The 23342-nt window shown below is 69.4% G+C and carries 20 protein-coding genes; 10 read left to right on the forward strand and 10 right to left on the reverse strand.

Annotated features, from left to right (window positions below; genetic code table 11):
• Nucleotides 1-49: 49 nt before the first annotated feature.
• From gnd to dnaA, 3 genes are all read right to left on the reverse strand, one after another.
• Entirely contained in the window at nt 50-928 is an 879-nt protein-coding gene (gene gnd / locus ASC82_RS27890; protein WP_024760395.1) for a phosphogluconate dehydrogenase (NAD(+)-dependent, decarboxylating), read from the reverse strand.
• Nucleotides 929-1050: 122 nt separating this feature from the next.
• Nucleotides 1051-2181, reverse strand: a complete 1131-nt coding sequence (gene dnaN, locus ASC82_RS27895; protein ID WP_015034855.1) for a DNA polymerase III subunit beta — start codon at nt 2179-2181, stop codon at nt 1051-1053.
• A gap of 842 nt (nt 2182-3023) precedes the next feature.
• A complete protein-coding gene (dnaA, locus tag ASC82_RS27900; protein WP_024760396.1) occupies nt 3024-4778 on the reverse strand; it encodes a chromosomal replication initiator protein DnaA in 1755 nt (584 codons plus the stop codon).
• A gap of 395 nt (nt 4779-5173) precedes the next feature.
• On the opposite strand from dnaA, the gene rpmH reads away from it, so the two are divergent.
• The 9 genes from rpmH (at nt 5174) to ASC82_RS27945 (ending at nt 11910) form a co-directional block, all read left to right on the forward strand.
• A complete protein-coding gene (gene rpmH, locus ASC82_RS27905) occupies nt 5174-5311 on the forward strand; it encodes a 50S ribosomal protein L34 (RefSeq protein ID WP_006381191.1) in 138 nt (45 codons plus the stop codon).
• A 21-nt stretch (nt 5312-5332) separates the two neighbouring features.
• On the forward strand, nt 5333-5704 hold the full coding sequence (gene rnpA / locus ASC82_RS29780; RefSeq protein ID WP_079039522.1) for a ribonuclease P protein component: 372 nt from the start codon (nt 5333-5335) through the stop codon (nt 5702-5704).
• Nucleotides 5701-6027 (forward strand): membrane protein insertion efficiency factor YidD, encoded by a 327-nt coding sequence (gene yidD / locus ASC82_RS27915; RefSeq protein ID WP_015034858.1) that lies wholly within the window; start codon nt 5701-5703, stop codon nt 6025-6027. The genes rnpA and yidD overlap by 4 nt, the downstream gene beginning before the upstream one ends.
• A gap of 3 nt (nt 6028-6030) precedes the next feature.
• Nucleotides 6031-7356: a membrane protein insertase YidC gene (gene yidC, locus ASC82_RS27920; RefSeq protein ID WP_056653675.1), complete on the forward strand. Its 1326-nt coding sequence runs from the start codon at nt 6031-6033 to the stop codon at nt 7354-7356.
• Between the two features lie 14 nt (nt 7357-7370).
• A complete protein-coding gene (locus tag ASC82_RS27925) occupies nt 7371-7883 on the forward strand; it encodes a R3H domain-containing nucleic acid-binding protein (RefSeq protein WP_024760399.1) in 513 nt (170 codons plus the stop codon).
• 92 nt (nt 7884-7975) lie between these two features.
• Complete coding sequence (gene rsmG / locus ASC82_RS27930; protein WP_056653679.1) at nt 7976-8725, forward strand: 16S rRNA (guanine(527)-N(7))-methyltransferase RsmG; 750 nt, start codon at nt 7976-7978, stop codon at nt 8723-8725.
• Between the two features lie 236 nt (nt 8726-8961).
• Nucleotides 8962-10038, forward strand: a complete 1077-nt coding sequence (locus ASC82_RS27935) for a ParA family protein (RefSeq protein WP_079039523.1) — start codon at nt 8962-8964, stop codon at nt 10036-10038.
• Complete coding sequence (locus ASC82_RS27940; RefSeq protein WP_056653683.1) at nt 10035-11132, forward strand: ParB/RepB/Spo0J family partition protein; 1098 nt, start codon at nt 10035-10037, stop codon at nt 11130-11132. The genes ASC82_RS27935 and ASC82_RS27940 overlap by 4 nt, the downstream gene beginning before the upstream one ends.
• Before the next feature lie 160 nt (nt 11133-11292).
• On the forward strand, nt 11293-11910 hold the full coding sequence (locus ASC82_RS27945; RefSeq protein ID WP_056653687.1) for a GNAT family N-acetyltransferase: 618 nt from the start codon (nt 11293-11295) through the stop codon (nt 11908-11910).
• Nucleotides 11911-11996: 86 nt separating this feature from the next.
• On the opposite strand, the gene trxA is transcribed toward ASC82_RS27945, so the two are convergent.
• The 7 genes from trxA to ASC82_RS27980 form a co-directional block, all read right to left on the reverse strand.
• The gene (gene trxA / locus ASC82_RS27950; RefSeq protein WP_024760404.1) at nt 11997-12329 is read right to left on the reverse strand and encodes a thioredoxin; all 333 of its coding nucleotides are present in this window, start codon (nt 12327-12329) and stop codon (nt 11997-11999) included.
• A 47-nt stretch (nt 12330-12376) separates the two neighbouring features.
• Entirely contained in the window at nt 12377-13342 is a 966-nt protein-coding gene (gene trxB, locus ASC82_RS27955; protein ID WP_056653690.1) for a thioredoxin-disulfide reductase, read from the reverse strand.
• 139 nt (nt 13343-13481) lie between these two features.
• Nucleotides 13482-14420, reverse strand: a complete 939-nt coding sequence (locus ASC82_RS27960; protein ID WP_056653693.1) for an anti-sigma factor — start codon at nt 14418-14420, stop codon at nt 13482-13484.
• Nucleotides 14417-15121, reverse strand: a complete 705-nt coding sequence (sigM, locus tag ASC82_RS27965) for an RNA polymerase sigma factor SigM (protein ID WP_107105988.1) — start codon at nt 15119-15121, stop codon at nt 14417-14419. Before sigM ends, ASC82_RS27960 begins: the two co-directional genes overlap by 4 nt.
• Before the next feature lie 25 nt (nt 15122-15146).
• Entirely contained in the window at nt 15147-16832 is a 1686-nt protein-coding gene (locus tag ASC82_RS27970) for a protein kinase family protein (RefSeq protein WP_056653697.1), read from the reverse strand.
• 116 nt (nt 16833-16948) lie between these two features.
• Nucleotides 16949-19186, reverse strand: coding sequence for a murein biosynthesis integral membrane protein MurJ (gene murJ, locus ASC82_RS27975; protein WP_056653699.1), 2238 nt, complete (start codon nt 19184-19186; stop codon nt 16949-16951).
• Between the two features lie 45 nt (nt 19187-19231).
• Nucleotides 19232-21601, reverse strand: coding sequence for a DUF6049 family protein (locus ASC82_RS27980; RefSeq protein ID WP_056654358.1), 2370 nt, complete (start codon nt 21599-21601; stop codon nt 19232-19234).
• Nucleotides 21602-21791: 190 nt separating this feature from the next.
• Between ASC82_RS27980 and ASC82_RS27985 the strand changes: the two genes are divergently transcribed.
• The gene (locus ASC82_RS27985) at nt 21792-23258 is read left to right on the forward strand and encodes a CCA tRNA nucleotidyltransferase (protein WP_199862620.1); all 1467 of its coding nucleotides are present in this window, start codon (nt 21792-21794) and stop codon (nt 23256-23258) included.
• The last annotated feature ends 84 nt before the right edge of the window (nt 23259-23342 follow it).

The following is a 23342-nucleotide window of genomic DNA, read 5'->3' on the forward strand; positions in this document are numbered from 1 at the left end:
GACCTTCTTCCCCCGGCGGCTGTGCACCGCGGGGTGCACAGCCTGTGGATTACTTCTTCGTCTCGACCGCGTGGCCACCGAACTGGTTGCGCAGCGCGGCGATCATCTTCATCTGCGGGGAGTCGTCCTGCCGCGACGCGAACCGCGCGAACAGCGACGCGGTGATCGCCGGCAGCGGCACGGCGTTGTCGATGGCGGCCTCGACGGTCCACCGGCCCTCGCCGGAGTCCGACGCGTAGCCGCGCAGCCCGTCCAGGTGCTCGTCCTCGTCCAGCGCGTTCACCGCGAGGTCCAGCAGCCAGGAACGGATGACCGTGCCCTCCTGCCAGGAGCGGAAGACCTCGCGCACGTCAGTGACGGAGTCGACCTTCTCCAGGAGCTCCCAGCCCTCGGCGTAGGCCTGCATCATCGCGTACTCGATGCCGTTGTGGACCATCTTCGCGAAGTGGCCGGCGCCGACCTTGCCCGCGTGCACCGAGCCGAACTCGCCCTCGGGCTTGAGCGCGTCGAAGATCGGCTGGACCTTCGCCACGTCCTCGGCGGAGCCGCCGTACATCAGCGCGTAGCCGTTCTCCAGGCCCCAGACGCCGCCGGAGACGCCGCAGTCGACGAACCCGATGCCCTTGGCCGCGAGCTCCTCGGCGTGCTTCTCGTCGTCGGTCCAGCGGGAGTTCCCGCCGTCCACGACGATGTCGCCGGGGGCGAGCAGGTCGGCCAGCTCGTCGATCGTGGACTGGGTCGCGGCACCGGCGGGGACCATGACCCACACGACGCGCGGACCCTTGAGCTTGCCCACAAGCTCTTCGAGGCTGTGGACATCGGCGAGGTCCGGGTTGCGGTCGTATCCGATGACGGTGTGGCCTGCGCGGCGGATGCGCTCGCGCATGTTGCCGCCCATCTTGCCGAGACCGACGAGACCGAGCTCCATCAGAAATTCCTTAAGCGTCGTGTGCGGTGTACCCGGGTCCGAGCCTACGCCCGGCCCCGGGTGCACACCTGTGGGGTCAGCCGCTCAGGCGACGACCCCCACGAGGCGCGTTCGGCCAGGCCTCAGCCGCTGAGCCGCACCGGCATGATCAGGTACTTGTAGGCCTCGTCCGCCTCGGCGTCCAGGGCCGGCTTGCCGCTGAGCAGCGCCGGCTTCGTGGAGGTCGTGAAGGAGAGCTGGGCGACCGGGGAGTCGATCGCGCTCAGGCCGTCCAGGAGGAAGGTCGGGTTGAAGGCGATCGAGATGTCGTCGCCCTCCAGCTGCGCGTCCACACGCTCCACAGCCTGTGCGTCGTCGCTGGAGCCGGCCTCCAGGATGAGCACGCCCTGCTCGAAGCTCAGACGGACCGGCGTGTTGCGCTCGGCGACCAGGGCCACGCGCTTGACGGCCTCGACGAAGGGCGCGGTCTCGATCACCGCGACCGAGTTGAACTCGGTGGGGAAGAGCGTGCGGTACTTCGGCAGGTCGCCCTCGAGCAGCCGGGTGGTGGTGCGGCGCCCCGCGCCCTCGAAGCCGATGAGGCCCTCGCCCTTGCCGGAGCCGGAGAGCGCCAGCGTGACCGTGTCGCCGCTCGTGAGCGCCTTGGCGGTGTCCAGGAGGGTCTTCGCGGGCACCAGGGCGACCGCGGAGGCGTCCGGGGACTCCGGCTTCCACAGGAACTCGCGGACCGCGAAGCGGTAGCGGTCGGTGGAGGCCAGGGTGACCGTGTCGCCCTCGATCTCGATGCGCACACCGGTGAGGACGGGCAGCGTGTCGTCACGGCCGGCGGCGATGGCCACCTGCGCGGCGGCGGAGGCGAAGACCTCACCGGGGACGGTGCCGGTCGCGGTGGGCATCTCCGGCAGTGCCGGGTACTCCTCCACAGGCAGAGTGTGGAGGGTGAAGCGGGAGGAGCCGCAGACCACGGTCGCCCGTACACCGTCTGTGGAAATCTCCACCGGCCGGTTGGGGAGGGCGCGGCAGATGTCGGCGAGCAGCCGGCCGGAGACCAGGACGGTGCCGTCCTCCTCGACCTCCGCCTCGACGGAGACCCGGGCCGAGACCTCGTAGTCGAAGCTCGAGAAGCTCAGCGCGCCGTCCTCGGCCTTCAGCAGAAGGCCCGCGAGTACGGGAGCCGGCGGACGGGCCGGGAGGCTGCGGGCCACCCAGGCCACCGCCTCGGCAAGTACGTCGCGCTCCACCCGGATCTTCACCGGAACCGCCTCCTGCTTGTTGCTGGCTCTTCGTCGACTGCGGGAACCAGTCTGACGTACGCCGCCGACACTCGGTGCTGCTCGGGGTCAAGTCGCGACGAGGGCGCGTCGGAGCTCCGGCGGCGAGTTGTGCACAGGCCCCACTTCGAAGCGGATTCCTAGCTAACTCTAAGTGGGAGTAGTAGTAGGGCCTGTGGAAACGGTGGATAACGTCGTTTTCGCAGGTCAGGCCCAGTTTTTTGTCCACCGACCCTGTGGGTGGAACCCGTGGAAAACCAGGGCTCTCTGTGGACACCCAAAAGTTCTGCACACCCGGTACACAGGCCATGGGGAGTTCTCCCCAGCGCTGTCCCCAGCTTTACCCACGTTCCCCACAGCCCAACCGTCTCCCTTGGTGTGACCGCTTTCACTCGACGCGGTGAGGCCGGGCGATTCGTTGCCGAACAGTGGACAGGGGTGTGGAGAAGCTGTGGGCAACCACCGGCCCCCTGTGGGCAGCCAGTGGACAACTTTCCGGGCCCCCTGTGGACGAAGATTTCATCCACAGGCTGTGGAAAGAAGTTGCCAACAAATCCACAAGGGCCTGACCTGGGGTGATGATCTGTCACCAGCCGGACCTGTGGACACAATCCGGATAACTCGACAGTCCCCACCCTGTGGACGGGAGATCATCCCCCAATCTGTGGAGAACCCGCCACCGGAACGGAGTAATCGAACACCCCGCGCTCGTACACAGCTGTGCACAGCGAACAGGGGCACCCTCGGAAGGGGTTCGAGAACGCCGAAGGGCGCCCCAGGAGGTGTCCTGGAGCGCCCTTCGGCGGTGCTGCGGCGGCGGTCCGTCAGCCGTTCTTGATGCGGTTCGTGAGCTCGGTGACCTGGTTGTAGATGGAGCGCCGCTCCGCCATCAGCGCGCGGATCTTCCGGTCCGCGTGCATCACCGTCGTGTGGTCGCGGCCGCCGAACTGCGCGCCGATCTTCGGCAGCGACAGGTCCGTCAGCTCACGGCACAGGTACATCGCGATCTGCCGCGCCGTCACCAGCACGCGGCTGCGCGACGATCCGCAGAGGTCCTCCACCGTCAGCCCGAAGTAGTCGGCCGTGGCCGCCATGATCGCGGGGGCGGTGATCTCCGGCGAGCTGTCCTCGCCGCCGGGGATCAGGTCCTTCAGGACGATCTCGGTGAGTCCGAGGTCCACCGGCTGCCGGTTGAGGCTCGCGAAGGCCGTCACCCGGATCAGCGCGCCTTCCAGCTCGCGGATGTTCCGCGAGATCCGGGAGGCGATGAACTCCAGCACCTCCGGCGGGGCGTTGAGCTGCTCCTGTACGGCCTTCTTGCGGAGGATCGCGATCCGCGTCTCCAGCTCGGGCGGCTGCACGTCGGTGGTGAGACCCCACTCGAAGCGGTTGCGGAGCCGGTCCTCCAGCGTGACCAGCTGCTTGGGCGGCCGGTCCGAGGAGAGCACGATCTGCTTGTTCGCGTTGTGCAGCGTATTGAAGGTGTGGAAGAACTCCTCCTGCGTCGACTCCTTGCTCGCGAGGAACTGGATGTCGTCGACGAGCAGGATGTCCACATCGCGGTAGCGCTTGCGGAAGGCGTCGCCCTTGCCGTCGCGGATCGAGTTGATGAACTCGTTGGTGAACTCCTCGGAGCTCACGTACCGCACGCGCGTGCCCGGGTAGAGGCTCCGCGCGTAGTGGCCGATGGCGTGCAGCAGGTGGGTCTTGCCGAGCCCCGACTCCCCGTAGATGAAGAGCGGGTTGTACGCCTTCGCCGGCGCCTCGGCCACCGCGACGGCGGCGGCGTGCGCGAAGCGGTTCGAGGAACCGATGACGAAGGTGTCGAAGAGGTACTTGGGGTTCAGCCGCGCGTGCTGCTCGCCCGGTGCGCCGGAGCCCTGCCCGGAGGAGGAGCCGGGACCGCCGTGGACCGGACCGCCGCCGGGCCGGGGGCCGGGGCGGGCGCCGGGGCCCTGCGGGTCGGGCAGCTCGGCGCGCTCGGGCCGCTGCGGCTGCTCGTATCCCCGGGAGGGCTCGTCATAGCGGGTCTGCCGGGACTGCTCCGGACCGGTGTACGGGGCACGCTCCTGGTAGCCGCCGAGCCGCGGCTGCTGCCAGGACAGGTCCTCCTGCGTGCGCGGCCAGGCGCCGGGGTCGGGCCGCTGCGGCTGCTGGTAGTCCGGGTAGGCCGGCCGCGCGGTGGGCAGCCCGTCGTCGGGCATCGGACGGTGACCGTAGCCTTCGTACTTCTCGTACGGCTCGGGCTGCTGGCGGTCGTCGTAGCGGGGCTGCTGCGTCGGCGGCGCGGGCGGGGTCGGTTCACCGACGGAGTCGTCGACGGTGATCGCGATCCGGATCGGGCGACCGCACTCACGGCTCAGGGTCTCGCTGATCAGCGGAGCGAGCCGGCCCTCGAGGACGCGCTTGCCCCACTCGTTGGGTACGGCGAGGAGAGCGGTGTCCGCGACCAGGGCCAGCGGCTGGCAGCGCTCGATCCACTGCTTGTCCTTGGCTTCGATCCCCTGCTGGCCTTCGCCGAGAAGGTACTCGAGGACGCGTGGCCACACTGCGGCAAGATCGGCAGGTACGTCAGCCACGGGGCACGCTTTCTCGCAGGTCCCACGATGGTGTGGTTCTCGGGGACGGTGGGTCGAAGTCCGTGAGGACGGGTCCGTTGAGGACAGGTGAGGACAGAACGGAAAAGACTGTGGAGTCTCACCACGGTAGTCGGGGCGGCTGACGTGGTTCAAGTTGTTGTCCACAGCCTGTGCATAATGGACCATGGCGACAGGTCGGTTTGACCGGATGGCGTAGCCGCGCGTACCGTGACCAGGTCGAGTTGTCGATGGCTGCTGCCGCCTGCCTCCGATGGGCAAAGATCACGTTTTGTGATCGCGAAGCGGTGCTATCGGGCGTTACGAGCTACTCGTGGGCGCACGGTGACAGCCAGGCGATGTCCCGCCACCACCCGAATCATTTCTGGAGCCCCCGAGTGAGCAAGCGCACCTTCCAGCCGAACAACCGTCGTCGCGCGAAGACCCACGGCTTCCGCCTGCGCATGCGCACCCGTGCCGGCCGCGCCATCCTGGCGAACCGCCGTGGCAAGGGTCGCGCGAGCCTGTCCGCCTGATCCACTTAAACAGGTCATGACGTGCTGCCTACCGAGAATCGGCTGAGGCGGCGCGAGGACTTCGCAACCGCGGTACGCCGAGGTCGCCGGGCTGGTCGCCCGCTCCTCGTCGTCCACCTACGCAGCGGTGCAACGGACCCGCACGCGCCTGGGGAGAGCGCTCCCCCGACGCGTGCGGGTTTCGTCGTGAGCAAGGCCGTGGGCGGTGCGGTCGTACGCACCCAGGTGAAGCGTCGCCTGCGCCATCTCCTCCGCGACCGACTGTCCGAGCTGCCCCCCGGTAGCCTGGTGGTCGTACGGGCGTTGCCCGGAGCCGGTGACGCCGACCACGCACAGCTGGCCCGAGACCTGGACGCCGCTTTTCAGCGGTTGCTGGGAGGGGGCACGCGATGAAGTACCCGCTGCTGGCTCTCATCAAGCTGTACCAGTGGACGATCAGCCCTCTTCTGGGGCCCGTCTGCCGGTACTACCCGTCGTGTTCCCACTACGGATTCACGGCCATCGACCGGCATGGCGCGATCAAGGGCACGGCCCTGACCGCCTGGCGCATCCTGCGGTGCAACCCGTGGTCGCCCGGCGGTGTGGACCATGTCCCCCCGCGGAAGCGCCCTCGCTGGCACGAAATGCTGAGGAACGCGCTGCGCGGCGACAAGGGCGGGTCCACCGCCGAGACGAGCCCGGCCGCCGAGACCTCGCCCAATGCTCAAGGAGCCTGATTAGTGGACACGATTGCCAGTCTGTTCAGCTTCATCACCTGGCCCGTTTCCTGGGTCATCGTCCAGTTCCACAAGGTGTACGGGGCGGTCTTCGGCCCTGACACGGGCTGGGCCTGGGGCCTGTCCATCGTGTCTCTCGTGGTGCTGATCCGTATCTGTCTGATCCCGCTGTTCGTCAAGCAGATCAAGTCGACGCGGAACATGCAGGCGCTCCAGCCGAAGATGAAGGCGATCCAGGAGCGCTACAAGAGCGACAAGCAGCGTCAGTCCGAAGAGATGATGAAGCTGTACAAGGAGACGGGTACCAACCCGCTCTCCTCGTGCCTTCCCATCCTGGCGCAGTCGCCGTTCTTCTTCGCCCTGTACCACGTGCTGTCCTCGATCGCCTCCGGCAAGGAGATCGGTGTCATCGACGGCCCGCTGCTCGCCAGCGCCCGTCAGGCTCACATCTTCGGCGCCCCGCTGGCCGCGAAGTTCACCGACAGCGCCGCTGAGGTCGCCGCTCTCGACGCTTCGCTGACCTCGGTCCGCATCGTCACCGCGGTCATGATCGTCCTGATGTCGGCCTCGCAGTTCTTCACGCAGCGCCAGCTGATGATGAAGAACGTCGACCTCTCGGTGAAGACCCCGTACATGCAGCAGCAGAAGATGCTCATGTACATCTTCCCGGTGATCTTCGCCGTCATGGGTATCAACTTCCCCGTCGGTGTCCTCGTCTACTGGCTGACCACCAACGTGTGGACCATGGGCCAGCAGATGTACGTGATCAACCAGAACCCGACCCCGGGCAGCAAGGCGCAGGACTCCTACCTCCAGCGCCTGCTGAAGAGCGTCACCGCGCACGGTGAGGTCCGCGGCCGCCGTCGGAAGAACATCGTCAAGGTCATCGTCGCCAAGGGCGGCGACCGCAACGAGAACGAGCGCCGCTTCTTCGCGGGTCTGACCAAGGCCGGTTTCGCGGCCCAGGCCGACGGCACCGTGATCAAGAGCGACACGATCGAGGCCGAGGCCGAGGGCGGCGCCACCGCCAAGCGCCAGCAGCCCAAGCGTCAGACCAAGGCCCAGCGCCAGGCTGCTGCGGCGCAGCACGTCGTGGCGAAGGACGCCGAGGAAGACTCCGAGCCGGCCGCCGAGCAGGCGACCACCTCGCTGGAGAAGAAGCCGCAGGATTCGGCCAAGGCCGACGCCGAGGCGAAGGACGAGGCGCAGGACCAGGCGCAGGGCGACAAGCCCGCGCGCCCCCGCGCCAACTCCGGCGGCTCCCGCCAGGGCAAGTCCGGTCAGCGCAAGGGTCAGCAGCGGCCCAAGCACCCGTCGTCCAAGAAGTAAGAAGGAGACCATCCGTGACGGAAGGCATCACCTCCGCCGCCGCCGAGGGTGGCGACACCCTGACCCGCCTGGAGCAGGAGGGTGAGATCGCGGCCGACTACCTCGAGGGTCTGCTCGACATCGCCGATCTCGACGGCGACATCGACATGGACGTCGAGGCGGACCGCGCCGCGGTCTCGATCGTCAGCGACTCCAGCAGCCGTGACCTGCAGAAGCTCGTGGGCCGCGACGGCGAGGTCCTGGAGGCTCTCCAGGAGCTGACGCGCCTGGCCGTGCACCGTGAGACGGGCGACCGCAGCCGGCTCATGCTCGACATCGCCGGTTTCCGCGCCCAGAAGCGCACCGAGCTCGCCGAGCTGGGCGCCAAGGCCGCGGACGAGGTCAAGTCCAGCGGGCAGCCGGTCAAGCTGGACCCGATGACGCCGTTCGAGCGCAAGGTCGTGCACGACGCGATCGCCGCGGCCGGTCTGCGCAGCGAGTCCGAGGGCGAGGAGCCGGAGCGCTTCGTCGTCGTGCTCCCGGCCTGATCCTTCTCGTAGTGTCGGCCCCGTCTGTTCACAGGCGGGGCCGATCTTTGTCAGCCTGATAGTCAGCCACCACAGTGCGCCCGCAGGATTGCGTGCGGTACGGAAGGACGGTTCCCGTGACGGAGGCAGCGGAGGCAGCGGAGCTCCCGGAGGCGCCGGAGCAGGCGCGGACAGTCTTCGGTGAGTACTTCCCGGAGGCCGTGCGGTACGCGGAGCTTCTCGCGGACGCGGGTGTGAAGCGCGGCCTGATCGGCCCGCGTGAGGTCCCGCGGCTGTGGGAGCGGCACATGCTGAACTGTGCCGTCCTCTCGGAGGTCGTGCCCGAGGGCGTCACGGTCTGCGACGTGGGCTCGGGAGCAGGTCTTCCCGGCATCCCGCTGGCTCTGGTCCGCCCGGACCTCAAGATCACCCTCCTGGAGCCGCTGCTGCGCCGGACGAACTTCCTTCAGGAAGTCGTCGAGCTGCTGGGCCTCGACCACGTGACCGTGGTCCGTGGCCGTGCGGAGGAGATGCTCGGCAAGATCACGCCCGTCCACGTGGTGACCGCCCGCGCGGTGGCTCCGCTGGACCGACTGGCCGGCTGGGGCGTTCCTCTGCTCCGCCCCTACGGCGAGATGCTGGCCCTCAAGGGCGACACCGCGGAGGAGGAGCTCAACGGCGCTCGCGCCGCGCTCTCCAAGCTCGGTGTGGTCGAGACCTCGGTGCTGCACGTGGGCGAGGGGATCGTCGATCCGCTGTCCACGGTCGTCCGGGTGGAGGTCGGCGAGAGCCCGGGTGGTGTGCGGTTCGCGGCCAAGCGCGCCAAGGCCGCCCGGACGAGCAAGACCCGTCGGCGCCGCTGAGCGTCGCATACGTACCATTTCGGAGTGTCGAACGGCTCCGACCGGGCAGCAGGGGCATGGTGTTTCACGTGAAACGTCACTCCCTGCTGCAGGGGATCATCAGCCGCGGTCGCGCGGCTGCCACGCCCCGGGACCGTAAGCCCCGCGCGAAGCCACTCGCGAGGGTTACGGAGTTGTCCACAGAGGTGGATTCACCCACAGAACCACCGACCTCGCTGGTTCACGACCCCGAAAGCATGGCAGGCTCTGCTCATCGCGAGCCTGAAGCCGAGGAGAGTGAATCCTTGCGGTCCGACGCCAACATCGCGGGACCGATGACCGATCCGGTCCCCGGTCCCCGAACCGAATCGGTGGGGGAGGATGTTTCACGTGAAACATTGCCCCCGATGGACGACACCCCCATTGGTCGTGCTGCCCAACTGGCAGTAGAAGCCCTGGGCCGTGCCGGTGAGGGACTTCCCCGACCGGCCCAGACGCGTGTGATGGTGGTCGCCAACCAGAAGGGCGGCGTGGGCAAGACGACCACGACGGTCAACCTTGCCGCCTCCCTGGCACTGCACGGCGCCCGAGTCCTGGTCATCGACCTGGACCCGCAGGGCAACGCCTCCACGGCGCTCGGCATCGACCACCACGCCGAGGTCCCCTCGATCTACGACGTCCTGGTGGACAGCAGGCCGCTGTCCGAGGTGGTGCAGCCGGTACTGGACGTCGAGGGCCTCTTCTGTGCCCCCGCGACCATCGATCTCGCCGGTGCGGAGATCGAGCTGGTCTCGCTGGTGGCGCGTGAGAGCCGTCTGCAGCGGGCGATCCAGGCCTACGAGCAGCCGCTCGACTACATCCTCATCGACTGCCCGCCCTCACTCGGCCTGCTCACGGTCAACGCCATGGTGGCGGGAGCCGAGGTGCTGATCCCGATCCAGTGCGAGTACTACGCACTGGAGGGTCTCGGCCAGCTGCTGAGGAACGTCGAGCTGGTCCGCGGCCACCTGAACCCGGGGCTCCACGTCTCGACGATCCTGCTCACCATGTACGACGGCCGGACGAGGCTTGCCTCCCAGGTAGCCGACGAGGTGCGCACACACTTCGCCGAGGAGGTGCTGCGGACCAGCATTCCCAGGTCCGTCCGCATCTCCGAGGCACCGAGTTACGGGCAGACGGTCCTCACGTACGACCCGGGCTCCAGCGGCGCCCTGTCGTACCTGGAAGCGGCTCGTGAGATCGCCCTGCGGGGTGCTGCTCTGCACTACGACCCGCAGCACGCCCACACAGGGCAACAGAACAACCAGCGCAGCATGTCGGAGGGGATCCAGTGAGCGAGCGACGTAGGGGATTGGGGCGTGGGCTCGGTTCGCTGATTCCTTCGGCTCCCCAGGAGCGGCAGACGCCGATGGTCGGTGTCGGCGCGGGTACGAGCACCGCGGGTGCCGGGCCTGCCCTGAGCTCGGAGCGGGGTGTGGCCGCCGCGAAGCTGGCATCCCTCCCGCACAGCAGCCCGTCCCCCGATGCGTCGGGGCCGTGGAGCGAGGCCGAGACGGTGACCACGCCGGAGCCTCCGGCAGGTGCCTATTTCACTGAGCTCCCGCTCGACGCCATCGTTCCCAACCGGCACCAGCCTCGTGAGATCTTCGACGAGGACGCCCTGGCGGAGCTCGTCGTCTCCATCAAGGAGGTCGGCCTGCTCCAGCCCGTGGTCGTGCGCAAGGTCGCTGACGAGCGCTACGAGCTCGTCATGGGTGAGCGTCGTCTGCGGGCCTCGAAGGAAGCCGGCCTTGAGCTGATTCCGGCGATCGTCCGGGACACCGATGACGAGAAGATGCTCCTGGACGCCCTCCTGGAGAACCTCCACCGGGCTCAGCTGAACGCGATCGAAGAGGCTCATGCCTACGAGCAGCTGCTCAAGGACTTCGGCTGCACGCACGACCAGCTCGCGGACCGGATCGGGCGCTCCCGCCCGCAGATCTCCAACACGCTGCGTCTGCTGCGTCTCTCTCATCCGGTGCAGCGGAGGGTCGCCGCCGGCGTGCTCTCCGCCGGCCACGCGCGGGCCCTGCTCGGCGTGGAGGACGCGGAGGCCCAGGACCAGCTGGCCTACCGGATCGTTGCCGAGGGCCTCTCGGTGCGTACCGTCGAGGAGATCGTGAGCCTCATGGGCTCCGAGCAGCCCGCCGCGGTCAAGCCGAAGGGCCCGCGTGCCGGGGGACGCGTCTCGCCCGCGCTCACGGATCTTGCCACCCGTCTCTCCGACCGCTTCGAGACCCGGGTGAAGGTCGACCTGGGGCAGAAGAAGGGCAAGATCGTCGTCGAGTTCGCGTCGATGGACGATCTGGACCGGATCCTCTCGACCCTCGCCCCCGGTGAGGGGAAGGTCATGGACCACAACAACGCCGCGCAGGGCGAGCAGGGCTGACGTTCCCGCTGCGCTGAGGCCGCCCAGGGCGGGTCGTGTTCCGGTCTTCACCGGAGCCCGGCCCGCCCTTTGGCTGAGAGCGGTGTCCCCGTGATCGCCCGGTCGATACGATTCTGAGAGGCGTATCCGTACTCGGTGGCGAGGGAAGCGAGGGGCAGCCGTGGGGCGTCGGCTCGTACCGCTCACGCTGGACAACCTTCCGGATCTTCCCCAGCGGTGTCGCTCCTGCGTCTTCTGGGAGCTCGACCCGGTCAGTGGGGAGGCCGCCGTGAAAGCGGGGCGTCCGGCGCTGGAGAAGGAAGCCTGGATCTCCGCCGTCCTCCTGGAGTGGGGGTCCTGCGGGCGGGTGGTCTACGTGGACGAGGTGCCCGTCGGCTATGTCCTCTACGCTCCCCCGGCTTATGTGCCGCGATCGACGTCCTTCCCGACCAGCCCGGTGGCGGCGGACGCCGTGCAGTTGATGACGGCCTGGATCATGCCGGGGTATCAGGGCCAGGGGCTGGGTCGGATGGTCGTGCAGACCGTGGCCAAGGACGTGATGAGGCGGGGCTTCAAGGCGATCGAGGCATTCGGCGATGCCCGCTGGAAGGAGCCGGCCTGTGTGCTGCCGGCCGATCATCTGCTCGCCGTGGGCTTCAAGACGGTCCGGCCGCACCATGCCTTCCCCCGGCTGAGGTTGGAGCTGCGGACGACGCTCTCCTGGAAGGAGGACGTCGAGATGGCCCTGGACCGACTGCTCGGCGCCGTCCAGAAGGAGCCCGCCCTGAGGCCCCTCTAGTACCGGGACATGAGAACGGCCCGCCCCTTGTCGGGGCGGGCCGTTCGTGTTTCACGGTCCATGTTTCACGTGAAACGGAGAGCGTGTCAGCCGTTCGCGGGCTCGACGAAGCCTTCCAGGTCGCGCAGAATCGCGGCCTTCGGCTTGGCACCGACGATCGTCTTCACGACCTCGCCGCCCTGGTAGACGTTCAGCGTCGGGATGGACATGACGCCGTACTTGGCGGCCGTGGCCGGGTTCTCGTCGATGTTGAGCTTCACGATCTCGATCTCGCCGTGCTCCGCGGCAATGGCCTCCAGCGACGGGGCGATCTGGCGGCACGGGCCGCACCACGCCGCCCAGAAGTCCACCAGGACGGGCTTGTCGCTCTTGAGGACGTCCTCTTCGAAGGAAGCGTCGGTCACAGTCTTCAGGGCCACGGCGGCCTCCTTGTTTTCGCGGGGTGTGGGGTCAGGAAGAGCGAGGGTCAGACCGCGGGGGTCTCGGCCAGCTTCTCGCTGTCGGCGAGGGCGGCCAGGAAGCGCTCGGCGTCGAGCGCGGCGGAGCAGCCGGTACCGGCGGCCGTGATGGCCTGACGGTAGGTGTGGTCGACGACGTCGCCCGCACCGAAGACGCCCGTGAGGTTCGTACGGGTCGACGGCGCGGCCACCTTCAGGTAGCCCTCGTCGTCCAGCTCCAGCTGGCCCTTGAAGAGCTCGGTGCGCGGGTCGTGGCCCACGGCGATGAAGAGGCCGGTGACGGGCAGCTGGCGGGTCGCGCCGGTCTTGGTGTCGCGCAGGGTCAGACCGCTGAGCTTCTGCTCGCCGTGGATCTCGGTGACCTCGCTGTCCCAGGCGAAGGAAATCTTCGGGTCGGCGAAGGCGCGCTCCTGCATGGCCTTGGAGGCACGCAGGGTGTCGCGGCGGTGGACGATCGTGACGGACTTGGCGAAGCGCGAGAGGAAGGTGGCCTCCTCGATCGCGGTGTCGCCGCCGCCGACGACGGCGATGTCGTGGTCCTTGAAGAAGAACCCGTCGCAGGTGGCGCACCAGGAGACACCGCGGCCCGAGAGCGCGTCCTCGTTGGGGAGGCCGAGCTTGCGGTGCTGGGAGCCCGTGGTGACGATGACGGCCTTGGCGCGGTGCACCGTGCCGGCGGTGTCGGTGACGGTCTTGATGTCGCCGGTCAGGTCCACGGCGATGACGTCGTCGGGGACCAGCTCGGCGCCGAAGCGCTCGGCCTGGGCCCGCATGTTGTCCATCAGGTCCGGGCCCATGATGCCGTCACGGAAACCGGGGAAGTTCTCGACCTCGGTCGTGTTCATCAGGGCGCCACCAGCGGTGACGGCGCCCTCGAAGACCAGGGGGTTCAGCGACGCTCGGGCCGTGTAGAGCGCAGCGGTGTAACCCGCGGGCCCCGAGCCGATAATGATCACGTTACGGACGTCGCTCACGGGTTGCTTCCTCGTCTCTGCAGACTGCCACTGCCTACGGGGGCGGTTGTCTCGGTCACTCTCACCCCACCCAACGGATCCTACGGGGGATGCATTCCCGAGATGGCCGCGCGGCACGTGGCCGAGTTGCCGAGCGAGATCAGGAGCGCGGATAGGTCTCGCTGAGCAGAAGCTCGGCTGCGGGGCTTCCGGTGCTCGTGGGCAGGTCGGCGCAGGAGGCGTCGAGGACGAAGGCCTGGACCCGGGTGCTGTCCGTGGGGTCGGTCAGGACGAGCAGATAGGCGGGATTCCCCTGGTACTCGCCCCGCTCGTGGGCGAGCACGGCGTCGGTACGGCCGGTGCCGGCCAGGACACAGCCGGGGACGGCGATGTCCCTGTTGCGCTGGGGGCTACTGGTCGTTCCCTCGGCGGCGGACATCGACTCGGGACCGATTCCCTGAGGGGTCTTGGCCGCACTGCTCTGCTCACCGAGGAGCGTGTGGACGCGTTCCTCGACCGGTGTCCCGGAGAAGGGGCTCGTGGCCACACTGCGGGCGTCGGCCTTTGTGGAGCCGTCCGCGCTCCCGAGGGTCGGGCCGCTGCCCTGGCTGAGGAGGAGGCTCGTACCGAGGACGGCGGCGGCGAAGGCGGCGCCGAGGGTGGAGACGAGGGCGATCCGGCGCCGGCGGGGCTTTCCGGGGCGGCCGGGGCCGGTGGCCGCAGTCGGCCGGCCGGCAGGGCGCTCCGCGGCAGGGGAAGGCGCACCGGAGGGGAGCGGCTCGCTGCGGGGACGCGATGTTTCACGTGAAACGGGGCTGCCGTTCTCCGGCGCGGTGGCCTGGAGGAGGGCTTCGGCGGCGAGCGCGGCGTCGATCCGGCCGGCGATCTCGGCGGGCATGCGGGGCGGTCCGGGCAGCGTGCCCAGGAGGCCCCGGATCTCCTCCAGGGAGGTCCGTACGTCGGCGCAGAGGGGACAGCCGTCCAGATGGCGGCGTACGGCTGCGGAGCGGCTCGGTGACAGGAGCCCCTCGGTCAGATCGGAGATCTCCGAGACGTCCGGGTGCTGTGTCGTGTCGGCATTGCCGGTCGTGGAAGTCACGCGCGCCCACCTCCGCCCTTCACAGCAGCTGGATCTGTCGGTCCGGTATTCGTCGGCCCCGGCACCGGTGGGACGGATGTCCCCGGCGTCCGGTTCCTTCCCCCTTCGGCGGCCTCGTTACCCACCGTGTCGGTGCGCAGATGAGTGACCATCGGGAGCAGGCGTGACCGCCCTCGTGCGCAGCGGCTTTTCACGGTTCCGGTGGGAACGCCGAGGATACGTGCCGCCTCCGCGACGGGGTATCCCTGCATGTCGACGAGGATGAGCGCGGCGCGCTGGTCCGCAGGGATCAGTGCGAGCGCCGCGAGGACCTGCCGGTGCAGATCCTGGCGCTCCACGGGCGCCTCGGCGGACTCGTGCGGGTCGAGGAGCTGCTCGAAGCGGTCGGTGTCGTCGACGGGTGAGGTGCGGCGGGAGGCGGCCTTGCGGGCGCGGTCGAGGCAGGCGTTCACCGTGATGCGGTGGAGCCAGGTCGTGACGGCCGACTGACCCCGGAAGGTGTGGGCGGCCCGGAACGCGGACAGCAGGGCGTCCTGGAGGGCGTCGGCGGCCTCCTCGCGGTCCCCCAGGGTCCGCAGGGCCACCGCCCAGAGCCGGTCGCGGTGACGCCGCACGAGCTCACTGAAGGCGTCCGGATCCCCGGCGACATGGCGCTCCAAAAGCTCCTGGTCGCCTGTGGTCTCGTCTATCGGAGCGTCCAACGGTGAGCCCCTCCCCGTGCGGTGATCAGCCCAAGATCTTGATCTCGGTCAGCTTGCCGCGGTATCCCCCGTCGTTGGAGGGGAGTTCCGTCAGCCAGACCAGAACGTAGCGGGTCGTGACCGGCTTGGTGGGCTTCAGGGTCACGTTGCTGCCCGATCCGTCCGCCTGGGTCGTGAAAGCGTCGGGCGTGGAGGGTGCGGAAGAGGCGTCGGCGGGCGCGGTGCGGAGTTCCACCGAGGTGTGGCCCACGAACGACAGGTCGACCGAGCTGATCTCCTGGGCCGTGCCCAGGTCGAGGATCAGGCCGACACCTGACTTCAGGTTGGCGAAGCCGACACCGCGGTAGTTCTCGGTGTACCAGAAGGTGCTGGGGTCACCGTCGTAGGCGAGGTCTATGGCGTGGGGCTTCTCGGAACCGTTGCCCAGCGGGTCGAAGTCCTGGGCGGACACGATGGGGATCGGCTTGAGCGGCTTGGGCTTCTCGTCGACCGTGGGGGACGTGACCGGCGTCTTGGTGGTCGGCTCCTGGTCGAGCAGCCGGTCGGCGATCTGCCAGCTGCCGAGGCCCAGGGCGGCGATCAGGAGGGCCGAGACGGCCCACTTCAGCGCGGTGCCGGTGCGGCTCTGGAGCGGGGCGGGCGGCACCATGACCGGCTGGGTGACGGCGGGATGTGCCTGGGGGCGGCCGTAGGTGCCCTGCTGGTACGTCGTGCGCTGGTAGTCGGGCGGGGTGGGGAACTCCGGCTCCGGCGGCTTGACGCGGGGCATCGCGGCCACGGCCTTGGCGAGCTCGTCCGGGGTCGTGCAGGGCGGTTCCTGGCGCGAGGCGGTCGCGCCGTCGTTGGCGAGGGCCCGCATGGCGATCTCGGAGAGGCCGCGGTGGACCCCGGCCCGGACCTGGTCGGGCGGGAGGAGCCCCACACCCTTGGGGAGGCCGGAGAGCCCGTAGGCGTCGCTGTCGTACGGCCAGCGCTGCGTGAGCGCGGCGTACAGCAGGGCGCCGATGGCCTCGGTGTCGGTGCGCTGCGGGCGCTCGGCGGTGATGCCGCGCAGGGCGGCGTTCACGGCGAGGCCGCGGATCCGGTACTGGCCCGTGGAGCTGCGCAGGACGGCGCTCGGGGTGAGCCGGAGGTGCGCGAGTCCCTCGCGGTGGGCGGCGGCCATGGCCTGCGAGACCTGGCTGACGAGCTGGTAGGCGTCGTGCGCCTCCATCGGGCCGGTCGCGAGCAGCGCGGTCAGCTCGGTGGAATCGGGCAGCCACTCGTGCACGACGTACACGAGGTCGTTCTCCTCGACGGCGTCGAGGACCTGGACGAACCGGGGGTCGCCGAGCAGCGCTGCCGAACGGGCCGCGGCCAGGACGGAGCGGGCCCGGGGGTGGTCGGCCGGCAGGAGGTGGACCCCGACGGCGCGGCGCAGCTTCTCGTCGACGGCACGCCAACTGCTGAAGCCGTCCAGTCGGGTGACGCACTCCTCCAGCCGGTACCGTCTGGCCAGCTTGTGGCCGCTGTGCAGTTCGGGTGCCGTCATGGAGGGCTGTTCGCCGCTCTGTCGTTCGACCGCCTTGTTCTCCGTGGCTTCGGCGGTCATCTCCGCCGTCTTCTGCGTTTCCGCCACCCCGTCGGTCGCGGCCTTGTCCGCCTTGGCGGTCAGCGGGTCGTCACCGCTGTTGTCGGCCACGTCGACGGCAGCCGTGCTACGTTCCGCCACCGTCGTCCTGCCTCCCCATCCGTTGCGCCACTTCCAACAGCCATGCCAATTGTGCCCACAGTCCGACGCTATGCACGACACGCGGTCCCCGCCGATGGTTGTGCGGGGTTGCCGATTTAGCGTCCCAGGCGTCCCCGCACCATCCCGACCAGGGTGTTCAGTTCGGCGATCCGCATGCGCTTGGCCGCGACGAAGAAGACACCCAGGAGGACGGCTCCGCCGACGACCAAGGCGACGAGGGAGCCCAGGGCGCCTTCGCCCAGGAGCTTCAGCAGTCCGAAGCCGACGGCGCCGGCGACGATCGCGGCAGGCACGGAGGCCATGCAGAGTCGCGCGTAGGTCCGCATGACGTGGGTGCCGTCCAGGTCGCCGCCGAGGCGGTTGCGCAGACGGCGCCAGGCGATGCCGACGCCGACGGCGTAGGCCAGCCCGTAGGAGGCGGCCATGCCGACGACGGCCCACTGCGCGGGCAGGAGGACGTAGCAGAGGGCCGAGGCGGCCGCGTTCACGGCGGCGACGATGACCGTGTTGTAGAAGGGCGTCCGGGTGTCCTCGTAGGCGTAGAAGCCGCGGAGCACGACGTACTGGACGGAGTAGGGGATCAGGCCGAGTCCGAAGGCCATCAGGATGAAGCCCATGCCCTGGGCGGCCTGGACGCCGCTGGAGGCGTAGAGCAGGGTACACATCGGGACACCGAGCGCGAGGAAGGCGAAGGCGACCGGGACGATCGCGACGGCCGAGTTGCGCAGGCCCTGCGAGATGTCGTCGCGGACGGCGCCGGGGTCGTTGTCGTGGGCGGCGCGGGAGATCCGCGGCAGCAGCGCGGCCATGACGGAGACGGTGATGATGGCCTGCGGCATGCCCCAGATCAGCTGGGCGTTCGAGTAGGCGAGGAAGCCGGCGCCGTTCTTCCCCGACTCCTGGCCGGCGGCCGTGGCGAGCTGGGTCACGACCAGGACGCCCGCCTGGTTGGCGAGGACGAAGAGGACGGTCCACTTGGCGAGCTTCACCGTCTTGCCGAGGCCGTGGCCCTTCCAGTCGAAGCGGGGCCGGAAGCGGAAGCCCGTCTCGCGGAGGTACGGGATCATCGCCAGGGCCTGCACGACGAGGCCGAGGAGGGTGCCGATGCCGAGCAGGCGGATGCCCTCGTCAGGAATGGTCTGGACGCCCATGTGGGACTCGGCGGAGGTGCCGTAGACCCAGATGAACAGGCCGAACGTGACGATCATGACGATGTTGTTGAGGACCGGCGTCCACATCATCGCGCCGAACTTGCCGCGGGCGTTGAGGATCTGGCCCATCACGACGTGCACGCCCATGAAGAAGATCGTGGGCAGGCAGTAGCGGGCGAAGGTCACGGCCACGCTGTTGGCCGCGGCGTCGTCGGCGATCGTGTTCGACATCAACCGGACCAGGATCGGCGCGGCGAGGACGGCCGCCACCACGATCAGGCCGAGCGCCACCATCACAAGGGTGAGCAGGCGGTTGGCGTAGGCCTCGCCGCCGTCCTCGTCGTTCTTCATGGAGCGGACGAGCTGCGGGACGAAGACCGAGTTGAGGCCGCCGCCGACGGTGAGGATGTAGATCATCGTCGGCAGGGTGTACGCGATGGTGAAGGTGTCACCGAGCAGTGCGGCACCGAGCGCACCGGTGATCACCAGGCTGCGGACGAAGCCGGTGAGCCGGGAGACCAGGGTGCCGGCCGCCATCACGGCGCTCGACTTGAGCAGCCCGGAGGCGCGGCCTGACGTCTTCGGCGCGGGGGCGGGGACGGGCATGGGGTCCGGCTCCGTGGCAGGCGGGGGCACCTGGCCGGGCGTCTGCTGGTCCCGGTAGAGGTGCGCGAACGCGTCCGGCTCGGGCTGCTCCTCGCCCGCGCGGGTCACCAGGTCGTCGACACCGGTGAACTGCACCGTGCGGGCGTCGTCGCCGTACGGCAGGTGACGCGAGGGGCCTTCGGGCTCGGGTGCCGGGGTCTGCGCCCACACGCGGGGGTCCGGAGCGTGCTGGGGCGCGGCGGGCTGCTGGTAGAGCGGCTGGGGCTCCTGGTAGGTGCCGGGCGGGGGCGGCGGGTGCGCGGCGCGGTCGTAGAGCGCCTCGGTCACCGGGTCCTGTGCGGAGAGGTCCTGGGCCCGGTACGGGTCGTGGGCGAAGGCGTCCTGGACGTAGGGGTCCTGGGCGTACGGGTTCTGCTGCTGTGCGTAGGGGTCCTGCCCGTGCGGGTCGGGCACGCCCTGCTGAGGGGAGGGCGGCACCGGTGGGTACCCGGAACCGGGGGGTGCCGCGGGGGTCCCACCGGACGGCGAGGTGCCGCCCGCGCCCTGGCCGCGGTCACCGTCGTACGGCGCGTTCATGGTTACCCCACCTCATCGTCCCCGGCCGACCGGCCACGACATCGCTCAACGGTCCACTTTCTCACCCGGGCCCGACGGGTCACCGCTTTCGGACCCGGTGTCCGGCGTCGGGTCACTCGGCTGCTCGGGTTCGTCGCCCTCGACGTCCTCCGGCGCCGGTCCCGGCTCCGTCCCGGTGCTCGCCTCGGCCTGCGCGGCCTCGGCACCGGATTCCTCGGCCCCTTCGGCCTCCGTCTCGGCCTTCCTGGCGGCGACCCGCTTGCGCTGGCTGTACATCCGCACTCCGGCGAGGACGAGGAGCAGCACACCGCCGGCGATCACGAGCATCACCGTGGCGGTGATCTCGGAGACCTTCACGTTGAAGGTCATCGGCTGACCGTACGGGGTGCCGTCCACGGTGTAGAGCTGGGCCGTCATCGGCACCTGGCCGTTGACGTTGGCCGAGACCGGGAACTTCACCGACTGGCTGTGCCCGGCGTTGATCTTCACGGGGAGCTCGGCATAGCGCTCGCCGTTCAGCTCCAGCCGGCTCTTGTTGCTGGAGGTGAGGCGCAGCACCAGATCGTCCACGCCCTGCAGCAGCTGGTTCTGGACGGTCACGGGGATCGTCGCGCTGCGGCCGGACAGGGTGAGGTCGGACTTGTCGACCAGCTGGATGCCCTCGGAGAGGTCCTGGAGGTACTGCAGGACGTCGTTCCGGTAGACCGCGGCCGCTCTGGCCTGGCCGCGCCAGGAAGTGGACATCTCGCGGTTGATCGCGTTGCCGACGGGCACCACGACCCGGTCCGGGACGGTCAGGACGACCTTGAAGTCGTCCAGCTCGTCGCGGGTGGTCTTCATGTCACGGAAGGTCTGGACGGTCAGTTCCCGGTCGCGCAGCTGCTTCGGGTACCGGGAGCCGCTGGGCACGGTGGTGGACGCGTCCGGGTCCGGTTTCGCCGCGGCGGCCGCGGGCAGGTCGATCGGCGTGGTCCAGCGCCGGGCGGACAGCCCCCGCAGGGCGGTCGCCATCGTCTGCGCCTGGGAGACGCTCGGTACCCGCTGCGGGGCGACCACGACGCTGCGCTGCTGCTCCGGCTGTTCGAGGGTGATCGCGAGCGACTGCGCGAGGAACTCCTGGACCGCGAGGGTGGAGTTCTCCGTGCGGACCATGTCGCCCTCGAAGGCGGTGGACAGGAGCTCGTCGCTCACCACGGCGGTGGTGCTGCCGTTGCCGAGGGGACGGGCCGCCGTCGGCGTGTAGGAGAGGTCGTCACGGACGCTGTCGCTGCGGGCGATGACCTTGTTGGCACCGGCCGAGGTGGCGACGGCCACGATCGAGGGGTCGACTGCCCCTTCCACGGGCCAGGCGAAGTCGGTGGACGGCTGGACGTGGAGGACGGTCTCCACGGTCGTGGCCGCCAGCGAGGTGGCCGACTGGAGGTGTCCCAGGGAGCCGGGGACGTCCTTGCCGCGATGGGCCAGGGAGGCGAGGTCGGGGTCGGCGAACGGCAGCGCGACGACCTTGTGCCCCTGCACCGCCGTCTCCAGGGCGTTCAGCCACTGCTCGGCCACGGCCTTGTTCTTGCCAGGGACGTGGACCGTGCCGTCCTTGACGCGGTAGCCGTTGGCCATGGCGTCGACGGTGGCCAGCAGATCAGGGTCGATCACCCAGGTCACCGGCAGGTCCTTGCCCAGCGAGACCATCTGCTCCAGACGGCCGCCGGGACGCAGCTCGGCGGCCAGGGCGTCGTCCTCGAAGACCGGGGTCTGCTGGTCGTCGGTGGCCGTCTCCGCGGAGACGTGGGACGAGGAGATCAGCGGCCAGAGGTAGGTGAGCTGGGTCTTCTTCTCGGTGGCTTCCGGCTGGTACGGCAGGAAGGTCCGCTCGATGCCGAGCACCCGGTCGTAGCGCTGGTCCGAGGTCTGGCCGGTGAGCGAGACACCCAGCTGGTAGACACCCGACTCGTCGAGGCCGAGATCGGAGACCGGGATCGAGAGGGAGAAGTCCGCGCTGAGCCCGGCGCCGAGGCGAGGGATTTCGACGGAGGGGGCCTCGTCGAGCGGTGCGGGGTCGCTGTCGTTCCGGTACCCGGTGCGGCCCGACACCTGGTCGATCTCGCTGCGGCTCGTCATCATCGGGCCGACCCGCAGATCCACGGTCGCGTCGGTGATGGTCTTCTTTCCCCGGTTGGTGACCGTCCCCGAGACGGTGACGGTGTCACCTTCCACGGGTGCGCTCGGGGACAGCGTGTCGAGGGACACATCGACGGTCTTGGAGACGGTCCCGTCCTCGGCGGCGGCCGCCGGTGCGACGGTCGGGGCCTGGAGCAGACCGGCGAGGAGCGGCGCGCCGACGGCGACCGTGATGGTGCGCCGCAGCCATCGGCGGGCAGGTGAGGGACCGGTTCCCTGAATGTCTGCCGCCTCGCCCACGCGTTCGCCCATCCTCGTCGTTGTCTGTGGTGCCAGTGGTGTCGATGGTTCCCGGTTGCTGTGTCCAGGCATGGTAACGAGGCACGCTGGGGGCAAGTGCCGGGGACTGCTCCAGCCGATGGGGCCGTGTGCCCTGCCCAGGGCAAAACGGGGACGCCGCGGTGGACCGGGGCACGTACCCTTTTCTGTTGTGCCGAACGCCAACGAAGACACCCCGACCGCACTGAGCCAGGTGCAACGCCGCGCGGTCAGCGAACTGCTGCGTGTGTCCCCTGTCGCCGACGACCTTGCCCGCCGTTTCCAGGAGGCCGGGTTCAGCCTCGCGCTGGTCGGCGGCTCGGTACGGGATGCCCTGCTCGGCCGGCTCGGCAACGACCTTGACTTCACCACCGACGCCCGCCCCGAGGACGTCCTGAAGATCGTCCGCCCCTGGGCCGACGCCGTCTGGGAGGTCGGGATCGCCTTCGGGACGGTCGGCTGCCAGAAGGACGCCCGCGTCGGAGACGTCGACCAGCGTTTTGAGATCGAGGTCACCACGTACCGCTCCGAGGCGTACGACCGGACCTCGCGGAAGCCCGAGGTCTCCTACGGCGACTCCATCGACCAGGACCTCGTCCGGCGTGACTTCACCGTCAACGCCATGGCCGTGGCTCTCCCCGAGAAGGAGTTCATCGATCCGTACGGCGGTCTCGAAGACCTCGCCGCCCGGGTCCTGCGCACGCCGGGCACGCCCGAGGAGTCCTTCTCCGACGACCCCCTGCGCATGATGCGGGCCGCGCGTTTCGCCGCGCAGCTCGACTTCGAGGTGGCACCCGAGGTCGTCACGGCGATGCGCGAGATGTCCGGCCGGATCGAGATCGTCTCCGCGGAGCGCGTCAGGGAAGAGCTCAACAAGCTGCTGCTCGCGGCCCACCCCCGGAAGGGCCTCGGCCTGCTCGTGGACACGGGTCTCGCCGACCACGTGCTGCCCGAGCTGCCCGCGCTGCGCCTGGAGAGCGACGAGCACCACCGGCACAAGGACGTCTACGAGCACTCGCTGATCGTGCTCGAGCAGGCCATCGACCTGGAGGAGGACGGCCCCGACCTGGTGCTGCGCCTCGCGGCCCTGCTCCACGACATCGGCAAGCCGCGCACCCGTCGCTTCGAGAAGGACGGCCGGGTCTCGTTCCACCACCACGAGGTGGTGGGCGCGAAGATGACCAAGAAGCGCATGACCGCGCTGAAGTACTCCAACGAGATGATCAAGGACGTCTCGCGGCTGGTCGAGCTGCACCTCCGCTTCCACGGTTACGGGGACGGCGAGTGGACCGACTCGGCCGTGCGCCGCTACGTCCGGGACGCCGGGCCGCTGCTCTCGCGACTCCACAAGCTGACCCGCTCGGACTGCACCACGCGCAACAAGCGCAAGGCTGCGGCGCTCTCCCGCACCTATGACGGCCTGGAGGAGCGCATCGCCCAGCTCCAGGAGCAGGAGGAGCTGGACGCGATCCGTCCGGACCTGGACGGCAACCAGATCCAGGAGATCCTCGGCATCGGGCCCGGTCCGGCCATTGGCCAGGCGTACAAGTTCCTGCTGGAGCTCCGGCTGGAGAACGGCCCGATGGAGCACGACCAGGCGATCGCGGCGCTCAAGGAGTGGTGGGCGGCGCGCGACTGAGACGAGCCGGGTCGATCGGGTCGATGTTTCACGTGAAACACCCGCCCGATCGGGGCCGAGACAGCGGTGCTGTGGAGGGGTGGT

Source organism: Streptomyces sp. Root431, assembly GCF_001426585.1.
Classification (GTDB): Bacteria; Actinomycetota; Actinomycetes; order Streptomycetales; family Streptomycetaceae; genus Streptomyces; species Streptomyces stackebrandtii.